The organism is Burkholderia sp. BCC0398, assembly GCF_902833245.1.
Lineage (GTDB): Bacteria > Pseudomonadota > Gammaproteobacteria > Burkholderiales > Burkholderiaceae > Burkholderia > Burkholderia sola.
In genome coordinates this window covers 114,618-128,239 of sequence record NZ_CADFEM010000010.1, presented here as the reverse complement: position 1 = coordinate 128,239, position 13,622 = coordinate 114,618, and the positions used below count along the sequence as shown (strand labels likewise).

Genomic DNA, 13,622 nt, shown 5'->3' with positions numbered 1-13,622 from the left:
CAGAGGTCGCCAGCGATGCGTTATCCCCACCTGTTCAAACCCATGCAGCTGAACCAGCTGACGCTGCGCAACCGGATCGTCAGCACCGCGCACGCGGAGGTGTATGCCGAGCCGGGCGGCCTGCCGGGCGACCGCTATATCCGCTACTACGAAGAAAAGGCGAAGGGGGGCGTCGGCCTGGCCATCTGCGGCGGGTCGAGCCCGGTATCGATCGACAGCCCGCAAGGCTGGTGGAAATCGGTGAACCTGTCGACCGACAAGATCATCGATCCGCTCACGCGCCTGGCCGACACGATGCACAAGCACGGCGCGAAGATCATGATCCAGGCGACGCACATGGGCCGCCGCTCGTCGTTCCACGGCGAGCACTGGCCGCACCTGATGTCGCCGTCCGGCGTGCGCGAACCCGTGCACCGCGGCAACGCGAAGATCATCGAGATCGAGGAAATCCGCCGCATCATCGGCGATTTCGCGGCGGCCGCGAAGCGCGTGAAGGCGGCCGGCATGGACGGCATCGAAATCTCCGCCGCGCACCAGCACCTGATCGACCAGTTCTGGAGCAAGCGTTCGAACCACCGCACCGACGAATGGGGCGGCAGCCTCGAAAACCGCCTGCGCTTCGGCATCGAAGTGCTGACGGCCGTGCGCGAGGCGGTCGGCAAGGATTTCTGCGTCGGCCTGCGCATGTGCGGCGACGAATTCCACGAGGACGGCCTCGATCACGAAGCGTTGAAGGAAATCGCGCAGGCGATGTCGGAGACGGGCCTGATCGACTACCTGAGCGTGGTCGGCTCGGGGGGCGATACGCACAACACGATCGCCAACTGCATGCCGCCGATGGCGTTGCCGCCGGAGCCGTTCGTGCACCTCGCAGCCGGCATCAAGTCGGTCGTGAAGATTCCGGTGATGCATGCGCAGAGCATCCGCGATGCGGGCCAGGCCGAGCGCCTGCTCGCGAACGGCATGATCGACCTGGTCGGCATGACGCGCGCGCAGATCGCCGATCCGCACATGGTGATCAAGATCCGCGACGGCCGCGAGGACGAAATCAAGCAGTGCGTCGGCGCGAACTACTGCATCGACCGCCAGTACAACGGCCTCGACGTGCTGTGCATCCAGAACGCGGCGACGTCGCGCGAAGCGACGATGCCGCACATCATCGAGAAGTCGCGCGGCCCGAAGCGCAAGGTCGTGGTGGTCGGCGCCGGCCCCGCGGGCCTCGAGGCGGCGCGTGTCGCGAAGCTGCGCGGCCACGACGTCGTGCTGTTCGAGAAGAACGCGGAAGTCGGCGGCCAGGTGATGATTGCCGCGAAGGCGCCGCAGCGCGAGCAGATGTCGGGGATCATCCGCTGGTTCGACATGGAAACGAAGCGCCTGGGCGTCGACCGGCGTCTCGGCGTGGCCGCCGACGAGAAGATGATCATGGCCGAGAAGCCGGACATCGTCGTGCTCGCCACCGGCGGTTCGAGCTTCACGTGGCAGGTGCCGGCGTGGGGTGTGGCCGAAGGCCTCGCCGTCAGCTCGTGGGACATCCTGACCGGCAAGGTCGAGCCAAAGCAGAACGTGCTGCTGTTCGACGGCGTGAGCACGCATGCGGGCGCCGGCGTGGCCGATTTCATGGCGAGCCGCGGCTCGAAGGTCGAGGTCGTCACGCCGGACGTGAAGGTCGCCGACGACTGCGGCGGCACCACGTTCCCGATCTTCTATCGACGCCTGTACGCATTCGGCGTGATCCCGACGCCGAACACGATGCTCGATCGCGTCTATGAAGAGAACGGCAAGATGATCGCCGTGCTGCGCAACGAGTACACGGAAGAACTGGAAGAGCGCGCGGTCGACCAGGTGGTGATCGAGAACGGCTCGTCGCCGAACGACGAGCTGTACTGGAAGCTCAAGCCGGAATCGGTGAACCGCGGCCAGATCGATCCGCACACGCTGTTCGCGGCCGAGCCGCAGCCGTGCCTGTCGGAAGAACTCGGCAACGGCCGTTTCCTGCTGTTCCGTGTCGGCGACTGCATCTCGATGCACAACGTCCACGGCGCGATCTACGACTCGCTGCGTCTCGTGAAGGATTTCTAAAAGATGAACCCGTCCTTCCTCATTACCGCCCTGCTGTGGCTGTCGGTGGCGGGGCTCGCGTTCGCGGTCGCGAAGCGCTCGTCCTACTGGCGTCTGGGCCGCGCGACGGCGCCCGGCTCGTTCGGCGTCGCGAACCTGTTCGCGATTCCGAAGCGTTATTTCGTCGACCTGCACCACGTGGTCGCCCGCGATCCGTACATCGCGAAAACCCACGTCGCGACCGCCGGCGGCGCGATCGGCGCGCTCGCGCTGGTGTTCGTCAACTACGGCCTCGCGATCTACTCGCCGTGGCTCGACAAGCTGATCTTCCTCGCGGCGCTCGCGATGCTGGTCGGCGCGGTGTTCGTGTGGCGCCGACGCGCGGCGAAGGACGTGCCGGCGCGCCTGTCGCGCGGCCCGTGGAATACGCTGCCCTGGCTGCTCGGTTCGTTCGCGCTCGGCCTCGTGCTGTTCATGCTGGTGCCGACCGGCGCGATGTCGGGTGCGTTCGCGGTGCTCTGCGCGCTGCTGATCGGCGTCGGTGCGTTCACGATGACGGTCGGCGCCGCGAAGGGCGGCCCGATGAAGCATGCGATCGCCGGCCTGCTGCACCTCGCGTTCCACCCGCGCCAGGAGCGTTTCGCGGCCACGCGCGAATCGTTCACCGGCAACGGCACGGCCACGCCGCCGACCGCGCTGAAGCTGCCGGACATCGAGCATCAGGAGTACGGCGTCGCGAAGCCGGTCGAATTCCGCTGGAACCAGCTGCTGAGCTTCGACGCGTGCGTGCAGTGCGGCAAGTGCGAAGCCGCGTGCCCCGCGTTCGCGTCGGGCCAGCCGCTGAACCCGAAGAAGCTGATCCAGGATCTCGTCGTCGGGATGGCCGGCGGCACCGATGCGGCGTACGCGGGCAGCCCGTCGCCGGGCATCCCGGTCGGCCAGCATCGCGGCGAGCCGAACGGCCCGATCGTGTCGGGCCTGATCGAGGAGCAGACGCTGTGGTCGTGCACGACCTGCCGCGCGTGCGTGCAGGAATGCCCGATGCTGATCGAACACGTCGACGCGATCGTCGACATGCGCCGCAACCGCACGCTCGTGCACGGCACGGTGCCGGGCAAGGGCCAGGAAGTGCTCGCGAACCTGCGCGAGACCGGCACGATGGGCGGCTACGACACGGCCGCGCGCTACGACTGGTCGGTCGACCTCAGCGCGCCGGTCGCGCATCCGGCCAAGCCGGTCGACGTGCTGTTCGTCGCGGGCGAAGGCGCGTTCGACATGCGCTACCAGCGCACGCTGCGCGCGTTCGTGAAGGTGCTGAACAAGGCGGGCGTCGACTACGCGGTGCTCGGCCCGACGGAAACCGACACAGGCGACGTTGCCCGCCGGCTCGGCGACGAAGCGACGTTCCAGCAGATGGCGAAGCGTCTGATCGGCACGCTCGGCACGCTGTCGTACAAGCAGATCGTGACGGCCGACCCGCACGTGATGCACAGCCTGCGCAACGAATACCGCGCGCTCGGGCTGCGCGTGACGGTCAAGCATCACACGACCTATCTGGCCGAACTGGCCGACAGCGGCAAGATCGCGCCGAAGGCGGTCGAGGCGCTGCAGGAGAAGCGCACGACCTATCACGATCCGTGCTACCTCGGCCGCTACAACGGCGAGATCGAAGCGCCGCGCAAGCTGTTGAAGACGATCGGCATCCAGGTCGTCGAGATGGAGCGCAACGGCATGCGCGGCCGCTGCTGCGGCGGTGGCGGCGGTGCGCCGCTGACCGACATCCCCGGCAAGCAGCGCATCCCGGACATCCGCATTGCCGACGCGCGCACGATCGGCGCGGACGTGGTCGCGGTTGCGTGCCCGAACTGCACGGCCATGCTCGAAGGCGTCGTGGGCCCGCGCCCCGACGTGCTCGACGTCGCCGAACTCGTCGCCGCCTCGCTGGAGTGAATCGATGAATACGATCAAACGAATCGATCCGCGCCGGCCGTTCATCATCACGGCCGCCGGCCTGAAGCGCATCACGCTCGGCGAGGAAGGCAGCGCCGATGCGAACGCCGCGCAGTGGTCCGCCCACGGCCATGGCGTTGCGACCGCGAAGCCGCGCCGTGCGCTGCAGGACCCGAAGCACGTGATGCTGGTGGTCGCTCACAGCGAACGCGGCGCGCTCGACGACCATTCGCGTCAGGCGATTGCCGCCGCCGCGGTGCTCGCCGATGCGCAGACGGAAGTCGCGCTGCTCGCGTTCGGCGAATTGAAGGACGACGTGGCCGAACTCGGCGTCGACAAGCTGCTCGAGCTGACCGGCTTCGATCGCCGTGCGTTCGATCCCGAAAGCGAGCTGCAAGCATTGCAGGCGTGTGTTGCCGCGCTTGCCCCGAAACACGTGTTCGTGCCCGACAACGCGACGGGCGACGGCGATCTCGGCCGGCGTTACGCGGCGGCCGCCGGCGCGAGCGTCGCGACGCACGTCGTCGAAATCGACGCGAAGCACGTGGGGACGTATGCGCAGGCCGGGCGGGCGTTCGCGACCCGCGCGCTGCCCGACGTGATCCTGCTCGCGCAGAACGCGGTGGACGCGAAGCTGCCGTTCGTCGGCGCGGGCGAGCGCGTGGCGTCCGATTTCATCCGCCCGGCGCATGACGCCGCGCAGCCGTACCGCGATCTCGGTCTCGACGAAATCGACGCGGCCCAGGTCGCGCTCGAGGAAGCCGATTTCATCGTGTCGGCCGGCAACGGCGTGTCCGACATCGGCGCGTTCGAGCGGCTGGCCGGCGTATTCGGCGCGGCGATCGGCGCGAGCCGCGTCGCGGTCGACAACGGCCACTTCACGCGCGACAAGCAGGTCGGCGCGACCGGCAAGACGGTCGAGGCGAGCGTGTACATCGCGTTCGGCATCTCGGGCGCGGTGCAGCATTTGCAGGGGATCAAGGACTGCCGCCACGTGATCGCGGTGAACCTCGACGGCAGCGCGCCGATCGCGAAGCGCGCGAACCTGACGGTGGTCGGCGACGCGCAGGCGACGATCGCCGCGCTGATCGAACAGGTCCAGGCCGCGCGGGCCGCGCGCGGCGAATCGCCGGCCGCGGTCGGCACCCGTGAACCCGAAGGAGTCGCCGCATGAATGCCCCCCGCCCCTTGCAACGCATCGCGGTGCTCGTGTCCGTCGGCCGGCATCCGGTCAGCGGCATCGCGCGCTACAGCCGCAACGATGCGGCCGCGCTCGAAACCGGCCGCCAGCTCGCCGAGAAGCATCGCGCGACGCTCGACGTGATCCACGCGGGCGACCCCGCGAACGCGGCGCTGGCCGAGTATCTCGCGCTCGGCGCGCGGGAGGTCGAGGTGCTGGCCTGCCGCGACGGCGACGATGCCGTGCACGCGCTCGCCGCGCGTGTCGAAGGCTACGACCTCGTGCTGACCGGCACGCGCGCCGAGGGCGCGTACGACACCGGGATGCTGCCGTACCGCGTCGCCGCGGCGCTCGGCTATCCGCTCGTCGGCTCGGCCGTCGACGTGACGGTCGAAGGCGGCCGCGCGGCGGTCCGGCAATTTTTGCCGAAAGGGCTGCGACGGCGGGTCGACGCGGCGCTGCCGGCCGTCGTCGCCGTCCACCCGCTCGCCGGTGTCGAGCCGCGCTATGCGTATGCGCGGCTGCGCGCGGGCGCGATCCGTCCGGCGCTCGCGGCGAGCGGCGCGGACGCCGATGCGGCCGCGTGGACGGTCGGCCCGATCGAGCGTAAACCCGTAAAACTGGTCGCCGCCGAGAAGCGCTCCGGGCATGCCCGGATGCTGTCCGCGACGACGACCGAAAGCCGTGGCGGCAACGTCGTAAATGAAGGGAGTTCGGTCGAAAAAGCACAAGTGATCCTCGCGTATTTGCGCGAGCATCAGCTCATCGACTACTGATTTTGATGCCTGTCGGCAAGCAACCCAGGGATGCAAGGAATCCGGAGCAAACGATGAAAGTATCGGCAGACATTCGTGCACTGATCGAACGCCGCAAGGAAGGCCACAGCCTCGAAGCGCCGTTCTACACGAGCGAGGACATCTTCGCGCTCGACATGGAGGCGATTTTCCGCCAGCACTGGATCCAGGTGGCGATCGAACCGGACATTCCCGAGCCGGGCGATTACGTGACCGTGGAGCTGGGCAGCGATTCGATCCTGATCGTGCGTGACGACGACATGGCGATCCGCGCGTTCCACAACGTGTGCCGTCACCGCGGCGCGCGCCTGTGCAACGAAGACAAGGGCTCGGTCGGCAACATCGTGTGCCCGTACCACAGCTGGACGTACAACCTGACGGGCCAACTGATGTTCGCCGAGCACATGGGCGAGAAGTTCGACCGTTGCAAGCACAGCCTGAAGTCGGTGCACGTCGAGAACCTCGCGGGCCTGATCTTCATCTGCCTCGCCGACGAGCCGCCGGTCGATTTCGCGCAGATGCGCGCGGAGATGGAGCCGTACCTGCTGCCGCACGATCTGCCGAGCACGAAGATCGCCGCGCAGATCGACATCATCGAGGAAGGCAACTGGAAGCTCACGATGGAGAACAACCGCGAGTGCTATCACTGCGTCGCGAACCATCCGGAGCTGACGATCTCGCTGTACGAATACGGCTTCGGCTACCAGCGCTCCGACGCGAACGCCGAAGGCATGGACGCATTCGCTGAAACGTGCGTGCGGCGCGGCAAGGAGTGGGCCGAGATGGGCCTGCCGTCCGCCGAAATCGAAAAGCTGCTCGACGTGACGGGTTTCCGCACGCAGCGCCTGCCGCTCGACCGTCACGGCGAATCGCAGACGCTCGATGCGAAGATCGCGTCGAAGAAGCTGCTCGGCGGCTTCGACAAGGCCGACCTCGGCGGGCTGTCGTTCTGGACCCAGCCGAACTCGTGGCACCACTTCATGAGCGATCACATCGTGACGTTCTCGGTGATTCCGCTGTCGGCCGGCAAGACGCTCGTGCGTACGAAGTGGCTCGTGCACAAGGACGCGAAGGAAGGCATCGACTACGACGTGAAGAACCTGACGGCCGTGTGGAACGCGACCAACGACCAGGATCGCGCGCTCGTCGAATTCTCGCAGCGCGGCGCGACCAGCAGCGCGTACGAGCCGGGCCCGTATTCGCCGTACACGGAAGGTCTCGTCGAAAAATTCTCGGCCTGGTACATCGGCCGGCTCGCCGAAAAAACCGGCGCGTAGCACCCAGCAGCGTATAAGCGGAGCAAGACATGATGCGAGATGCGGCCAATTTCGAGCCGGCGGACAGCCGGGTGACGCACCCGGCCTTCTGGAACGCGCTGCCCGAGCGCTGGACGAGCGACGTCGAGGAAACGCTGGTGTGCTGCCACGTGCGGCAGGAAACCCACGACGTGAAGAGCTTCTTCTTCCGTTCACCGCAGGGCCGCACGTTCTCGTTCGAGCCCGGGCAGTTCATCACGCTCGAGCTCGACATCGACGGCGAGACGATCAACCGCTGCTACACGATTTCGTCGTCGCCGGCGCGGCCGCACACGATCTCGATCACGGTGAAGCGCGTGCCGGGCGGCAAGGTGTCGAACTGGCTGCACGACAACCTGCAGCCGGGCGCATCGGTGCGCGTGCTCGGCCCGGCCGGCGAATTCACGTGCGCGCGGCATCCGGCACGCAAGTACCTGTTCCTGTCGGCCGGCTCGGGCATCACGCCGCTGATGTCGATGAGCCGCGCGCACCATGATCTCGCGGAAGACCGCGATATCCTGTTCGTGCACAGCGCACGCACGCCGGACGACATCATCTTCGCGCGCGAGCTCGACCTGATCGCGTCGAACCACACGAATTTCCGCACGTCGTTCGTCGTCGAGCGCGTCGGCGCACGCACCAACTGGCCGGGCGTCACGGGCTTCCTGACGCTGCCGCTGCTGAAGCTGATTGCGCCGGATTTCATGGAACGCGAGATCTTCACGTGCGGCCCCGCGCCGTACATGAAGGCCGTGCGCGACCTGCTCGACGAAGCCGGTTTCGATCGCAAGCAGTATCACGAGGAAAGCTTCTCGTTCGAAACGCTCGCGCAGACCGCGAGCGATGAAGTGCTCGCCGAACTCGTGCCGCCGGCGGAAGGCGGCGACGCCGCGACGAAGCAGTACACGGTCAGCTTCGCGAAGAGCAACCGCGAGATTTCGTGCGGCTCGGAGCAGCACGTGCTCGACGCGGCGCGCCAGTCGGGCGTGCGGCTGCCCGCATCGTGCACGCAGGGCATGTGCGGCACCTGCAAGGTGAAGCTCGTGTCGGGGCAGGTCGAGATGAAACACAACGGCGGTATCCGCCAGCGCGAAATCGATCAGGGAATGGTGCTGCTGTGCTGCAGCAAGCCGCTGTCGGATCTCGTGATCGACAAGTAGTCGAAACGCGTCATCGGCTGTCCGGGCGCGTCGCGTCCGGACAAGCATCTGTCGGAAAACAACGATACCGCGGATTTGTGGTTGAAGAACCTAGAGAGACAACGCGCACGGTGCGCAGACCAAGGAGATCGACCATGAAATTGTTCGGAAAACTGTTTTGGACCGGCACCCTGTCGGCGATGGTGGCATTGAGCGCATCGGCGCTCGCCGATACGAAGCCGACGCTGAAAATCGGCTACGTCGAAGGCTGGGACGACAGCGTCGCGACGTCGAACGTCGCGGCCCGCGTGATCGAGAAGAAGCTCGGCTACGAGGTGAAGCTCGTGCCGGTCGCTGCCGGGATCATGTGGCAGGGCGTCGCGCGCGGCGATCTCGATGCGACGCTGTCCGCGTGGCTGCCGGTCACGCACGGCTCGTACTGGAGCGAATACAAGAGCAAGGTCGTCGACGTCGGCGCGAACTTCCCCGACGCGAAGATCGGCCTGATCGTCCCGGATTACGTGAAGGCGAAGAGCATCGACGACCTGAATGCGGAGAAGGCCAGCTTCGGCGGCCGCATCGTCGGCATCGATGCCGGTGCGGGCGTGATGCGCAAGACCGACGAAGCGATCAAGAACTACGGGCTGAGCTACACGCTGATGCCGAGCTCGGGCAGCGCGATGACGGCCGAGTTGTCGCGTTCGGTCGGCGCGAACAAGCCGGTGATCGTGACCGGCTGGGCGCCGCACTGGATGTTCGCGAAGTGGAAGCTGCGCTTCCTCGAGGATCCGAAGAAGGTGTTCGGCGGCGCCGAGCATGTCGACAGCGTCGTGAATCCGGGGCTCGAAACCAAGGCGAAGCCGGTCGTCGCGTTCCTGAAGAAATTCCAGTGGAAGCCCGGTGAAATCGACAGCGTGATGCTGGCGATCCAGAACGGCTCGAAGCCGGAAGCCGCTGCGGATGCGTGGATTGCAGCGCATGCCGACCGCGTGAATGCGTGGACGGAAGGCGCGCAGTAAGCATCGCGACATACGTCGTACGAGTCATCATAAAAACACGCCGGGAATGGCACGCAGGAATCCGAAATAATCAGGATGCAATGCGGCCATATCCCGGTTTTATTTTGCTGATTCTGCAAAAAAGCCCGTAAATTGTTACACTACGGCCCTTGTGCGGAATCATCTGCTTTGCATCGGACCAGAGTAAGCGCTGAAGCGCCAACTCTGATCGAGAGGAGGAATTGGATGAGTCAAGCAGGACTGCGTGCGAATCGCACCAGTGATGTTGAGGCAACGATCTCACATGATTCGACGGGCCACACGCTGCATCGTGGCCTGACCTGGAAAGACGCTTTTTGGGTGACGAGCGGCGTGCCGGCAGGCGTGCTGTTCACGATCGGCGGCGTATGCGCGACGATCGGCCAGCCCGCGTGGGCGATCTGGATCGCCGCGATCACGATGGGGCTGATTCAAAGCGCGACTTATGCGGAAATATCGGGGCTATTTCCCCATAAATCGGGCGGCGCGTCGGTGTACGGCGCGATTGGCTGGGTCCGTTACAGCAAGCTGATTGCCCCGGTTTCCGTGTGGTGCAACTGGCTCGCGTGGTCGCCGATGCTTGCGCTCGGCTGCGGCCTCGCGGCGAGCTATGCGCTCACGAGTCTCTTTCCCGCCAATGCGGCGGTGCTGCACTGGCAGCTCAAGGTGGCGGATCTCGGTTTCATCAAGCCCGGTCTCTCCCTGCGAATCAACGCGACGTTCATCATCGCGACGATTCTGCTTCTCATCACGTTCAAGCTTCAGCACAGCGGTGCGTCAAAGGCTGCACGTACGCAGCGCATTCTCGGCATTGCGTCGCTCACGCCGCTCTTGATCGTCGGCATCGTGCCGTTCGTCACCGGCGACGTGCCGATGTCGAACCTGCTGCCGCTCTTGCCGCTCGGTCACGACGCGCAGGGCAACCTCACGGCCGCGACGTTCGGCTCGTGGAACGGGCAGGGCGTGACGATGGCGCTCGGCGCGATGTTCATGGCCGGCTGGGCGTCGTACGGTTTCGAGACGGCCGTCTGCTACACGCGTGAATTCCGCGATCCGCGGCGCGATACGGCCAAGGCGATCTTCTGGTCGGGTGCGCTGTGTCTGGTCGTGATGACGCTCGTCCCGCTCGCGTTCCAGGGCGCGCTCGGCACGCAGGCGATGCTCGATCCGGCGATCGGCGACGGCACCGGCGTCGCGGCCGCGATGGCGAAGATCGTCGGCGGCGGCGCGTGGGTCGCGAATGCGGTCGTCGTGATGCTGATGCTGTCGATCCTGCTGATCGTGATGACGTCGATGATGGGCTCGTCGCGCACGCTGTACCAGGCATCGGTCGACGGCTGGCTGCCGAAGTACCTGTCGCACGTGAACGAGCACGGCTCGCCCACGCGCGCGATGTGGACCGACCTCGGCTTCAACCTCGTGTTGCTGATGATGTCGGACTACATGACGGTGCTGTCGATTTCGAACGTCTGCTACATGCTGTTCGTATTCCTGAATCTTCAGTCCGGCTGGATCCACCGGATGGATCGCGGCAACTGGGATCGGCCGTTCCGTTGTCCGACCTGGCTGCTCGTCGGCGGCGCGATTTGCGGGTACGCGAACCTCGTCTACGTCGGCGCGGGTGCGAACCTGCAAGGCGAAGGCACGCTGCGCAACGGGCTGATCGCGATGCTGCTGATCGTGCCGGTGTTCCTCTATCGCCACTACTGGCAGGATCGCGGCCGCTTCCCCGCGCAGATGCAGCGCGACATGGAGCTGGAAGTGCCGAAGCGCGCGCTGTGGCTGAGCCTGATGCCGTATGCGGCGCTGATCGGTGCGGGGTTGACGATCGGGTTGTCGTATTACTTCGCGTGGGTGAAGTGACGCGGTAATGCGTGCGTGTCGGGGCACGCGATGGCTTCGGAAACCGCACACGGGGCCATCGCGCGAAGCGCCGGCGCAGCGCGACGACAAAAAAGGCCCGACCGGTTACACGCCGGTCGGGCCTTGTTCGTTGACGCCGCGTTCGAGCGCAGCTGCGATCCGCTTACGGAAATACCACCGTCCGGTCGCCATTCAAAAACACCCGCCGCTCGATGAACGCCTTCACCGCGCGCGCGAGCGTGAGGCTTTCGACGTCGCGCCCCACCGCGAGCAGTTGCTCCGGTCGCAGCGCATGATCGACGCGCTCGACGACCTGCTCGATGATCGGGCCTTCGTCGAGATCGTCGGTGACGAAGTGCGCGGTCGCGCCGATCAGCTTCACGCCGCGCGCATGGGCCTGGTGATACGGCTTCGCGCCCTTGAAGCCGGGCAGGAACGAGTGATGGATGTTGATCGCGCGGTTCGCGAGCTTCGCGCTCGTCTCCTGCGACAGCACCTGCATGTAGCGTGCGAGGATCACGAGCTCGGCGCCGCTCGATTCGAAGAAGTCGAGCCATTGCGCTTCCTGCTGCGCCTTGGTGTCGGCCGTGATCGGGAAGTGCCGGAACGGCAGCCCGTGCTGCACGGCGAGCGGCTCGAAGTCGGGGTGGTTCGACACGATGCCGACGATGTCCATCTTCAGCTCGCCCATCCGCCAGCGGAACAGCAGATCCGCGAGGCAGTGCTCGAGCTTCGACACCATGATCAGCACCTTCGGCCGCGCATTGACGTCGTGGATCGCCCACTGGATGTCGCCGTCGCGGCCGCCGAGTCCGGCCGCGATCGGCCCGAATTCCTGACGCAGCGCGTCGATCTGCAACGTCTCATCCGTCGGATGAAAGACGCAGCGCACGAAGAAGCGGTTGCTGAGATCGTCGTCGAACACGTTCAGCGCATCGACGTAGCAGCGATGGCGATCGAGAAAGCCGACGACGGCGGCGACCTGACCGGCCGCGCTCGGGCACGACAGTGTCAGGACGAATTGATCGGGGCGGTGCTCGGCGGTCATGAGACTCCTCGGATGGCGTGGGGCGCACGGCCGCGCGACGGCGCACGACAGCGCCGCGCCGCGCGGGTAGCGGGAGGCTCAAGTAAATCAGGACGATTCCGGGGCGGATAGAACCAACGCGCCGTGTGGCTGGTATCGGCGCGCCAGCGGGCGCGGGCCCGGGAGCGGGGAAGGGGGACGGAAACGGGGCGGGCGCGCCGCGTCAGGCCGCCGCGCACGCGTCGAGCAGCCAGCGCCGGAACACGTGGGTCGCGTCCGGCTCGGGCCGCTGCGGCGGGCGCACCAGGAAGTAGCCGCGCGACGTGACGACGGGCGCGTCGACCAGCTTCACGAGCTGGCCGGACGCGACGAGTTCGTCGACGAGCGGCGCCCAGCCGAGCGCGACGCCTTCGCCGAGCAGTGCCGCATGGATCACGAGCGCATAGCTGTTGAAGGTCACGCCGCGCGCGGCGGCCGGCGGTTCGAGCCCGTGCGCGTCGAACCAGCCCGACCACGACAGCCAGCGCTCGGGGCGCGTCGGCTGCACGTGCAGCAGCGGCAGCGCAAGCAAATGGTCGGCCCGCGCGACGTCCGGGTGCGCGTCGCGGAACGCGGGCGAGCAGACCGGCGTGACGGATTCCGGAAACAGCCGCGCGGCCGTGCACGACGGCCAGTGGCCGTCGCCGAACAGGATCGCGATGTCGCCATGGTCGCGCTGCGCGTCGTAATCCTGTGACGTGACGACGCGCACGTCGACGTCCGGCATCACGTGCTTCAGCCCGGCCAGGCGCGGCATCAGCCAGTAGGTCGCGAAACCGAAATCGGTGACGATCGTGAGCGCGCCGTGCTCGCGGCGCGCACGCAGCGTCGCGGTCGCGCCGCGCAGCGTGTCGAGGCTCAGCCGCACGGCTTCGTACAGGCACTGGCCGTCGGCCGTCAGCGTGACGCCGCGCGGGCTGCGTTCGAACAGCGGCACGCCGAGTTCGGCTTCGAGCTGGAACACCTGCTGGCTCACGGCCGGCTGCGTCGAGCCGAGCTCGCGCGCGGCGGCCGTGAAGCTCGCGAGCCGGGCGGCCGATTCGAACGCGCGCAGCGCCTGCATCGACGGTAACGGTTCGGATTTCGACATAAGTCCCTCTAATGGCCCCATAAGGGCCGGACGCCTACCCGCGCGAATTCGGGCGGGCGATAGTGCAGCGGACGGTGCGGCAGATGCGCTTCATGCGCCAGCGCGCCACGCATTCCGCGATTCTAGCCAGCGCGGCCCCCGCGCGCGGCG

The 13,622-nt window shown here is 66.7% G+C and carries 10 protein-coding genes; 8 read left to right on the top strand and 2 right to left on the bottom strand.

What is annotated here, in order from left to right; all coding sequences use genetic code 11:
• The first annotated feature begins 15 nt into the window (after positions 1–15).
• The 8 genes from HWX76_RS22335 (at position 16) to HWX76_RS22300 (ending at position 11,316) form a co-directional block, all read left to right on the top strand.
• A complete protein-coding gene (locus tag HWX76_RS22335; RefSeq protein WP_006488987.1) occupies positions 16–2,079 on the top strand; it encodes an NADH:flavin oxidoreductase in 2,064 nt (687 codons plus the stop codon).
• Between the two features lie 3 nt (positions 2,080–2,082).
• A complete protein-coding gene (locus HWX76_RS22330) occupies positions 2,083–4,008 on the top strand; it encodes a (Fe-S)-binding protein (RefSeq protein ID WP_050012297.1) in 1,926 nt (641 codons plus the stop codon).
• A 4-nt stretch (positions 4,009–4,012) separates the two neighbouring features.
• Entirely contained in the window at positions 4,013–5,182 is a 1,170-nt protein-coding gene (locus tag HWX76_RS22325) for an electron transfer flavoprotein subunit alpha/FixB family protein (protein WP_176016347.1), read from the top strand.
• Positions 5,179–5,964, top strand: coding sequence for an electron transfer flavoprotein subunit beta/FixA family protein (locus HWX76_RS22320; RefSeq protein WP_124555534.1), 786 nt, complete (start codon positions 5,179–5,181; stop codon positions 5,962–5,964). Before HWX76_RS22325 ends, HWX76_RS22320 begins: the two co-directional genes overlap by 4 nt.
• Positions 5,965–6,017: 53 nt before the next feature.
• A complete protein-coding gene (locus HWX76_RS22315) occupies positions 6,018–7,259 on the top strand; it encodes an aromatic ring-hydroxylating dioxygenase subunit alpha (RefSeq protein WP_050012300.1) in 1,242 nt (413 codons plus the stop codon).
• A gap of 29 nt (positions 7,260–7,288) precedes the next feature.
• The gene (locus HWX76_RS22310; RefSeq protein WP_050012301.1) at positions 7,289–8,437 is read left to right on the top strand and encodes a hybrid-cluster NAD(P)-dependent oxidoreductase; all 1,149 of its coding nucleotides are present in this window, start codon (positions 7,289–7,291) and stop codon (positions 8,435–8,437) included.
• 134 nt (positions 8,438–8,571) lie between these two features.
• Positions 8,572–9,435 (top strand): glycine betaine ABC transporter substrate-binding protein, encoded by an 864-nt coding sequence (locus tag HWX76_RS22305; RefSeq protein ID WP_050012302.1) that lies wholly within the window; start codon positions 8,572–8,574, stop codon positions 9,433–9,435.
• Between the two features lie 225 nt (positions 9,436–9,660).
• Positions 9,661–11,316 carry an APC family permease gene (locus HWX76_RS22300; RefSeq protein WP_050012303.1) on the top strand — a complete coding sequence of 552 codons (1,656 nt, stop codon included), beginning with the start codon at positions 9,661–9,663 and terminating at the stop codon, positions 11,314–11,316.
• A gap of 163 nt (positions 11,317–11,479) precedes the next feature.
• Here the strand turns inward: HWX76_RS22300 and purU are convergent, their stop codons facing one another.
• Both purU and HWX76_RS22290 read right to left on the bottom strand, forming a co-directional pair.
• The gene (purU, locus tag HWX76_RS22295) at positions 11,480–12,364 is read right to left on the bottom strand and encodes a formyltetrahydrofolate deformylase (RefSeq protein ID WP_050012304.1); all 885 of its coding nucleotides are present in this window, start codon (positions 12,362–12,364) and stop codon (positions 11,480–11,482) included.
• A gap of 202 nt (positions 12,365–12,566) precedes the next feature.
• Entirely contained in the window at positions 12,567–13,472 is a 906-nt protein-coding gene (locus HWX76_RS22290; protein ID WP_050012305.1) for a LysR family transcriptional regulator, read from the bottom strand.
• Between the last annotated feature and the right edge of the window lie 150 nt (positions 13,473–13,622).

Excerpts from the sequence above, each read along its gene's own strand:
- HWX76_RS22335 (WP_006488987.1), top strand. The coding sequence starts at position 16 with ATGCGTTATCCCCACCTGTTCAAACCCATGCAGCTGAACCAGCTGACG.
- HWX76_RS22330 (WP_050012297.1), top strand. The coding sequence starts at position 2,083 with ATGAACCCGTCCTTCCTCATTACCGCCCTGCTGTGGCTGTCGGTGGCG.
- HWX76_RS22325 (WP_176016347.1), top strand. The coding sequence starts at position 4,013 with ATGAATACGATCAAACGAATCGATCCGCGCCGGCCGTTCATCATCACG.
- HWX76_RS22320 (WP_124555534.1), top strand. The coding sequence starts at position 5,179 with ATGAATGCCCCCCGCCCCTTGCAACGCATCGCGGTGCTCGTGTCCGTC.
- HWX76_RS22315 (WP_050012300.1), top strand. The coding sequence starts at position 6,018 with ATGAAAGTATCGGCAGACATTCGTGCACTGATCGAACGCCGCAAGGAA.
- HWX76_RS22310 (WP_050012301.1), top strand. The coding sequence starts at position 7,289 with ATGATGCGAGATGCGGCCAATTTCGAGCCGGCGGACAGCCGGGTGACG.
- HWX76_RS22305 (WP_050012302.1), top strand. The coding sequence starts at position 8,572 with ATGAAATTGTTCGGAAAACTGTTTTGGACCGGCACCCTGTCGGCGATG.
- HWX76_RS22300 (WP_050012303.1), top strand. The coding sequence starts at position 9,661 with ATGAGTCAAGCAGGACTGCGTGCGAATCGCACCAGTGATGTTGAGGCA.
- purU (WP_050012304.1), bottom strand. The coding sequence starts at position 12,364 with ATGACCGCCGAGCACCGCCCCGATCAATTCGTCCTGACACTGTCGTGC.
- HWX76_RS22290 (WP_050012305.1), bottom strand. The coding sequence starts at position 13,472 with ATGTCGAAATCCGAACCGTTACCGTCGATGCAGGCGCTGCGCGCGTTC.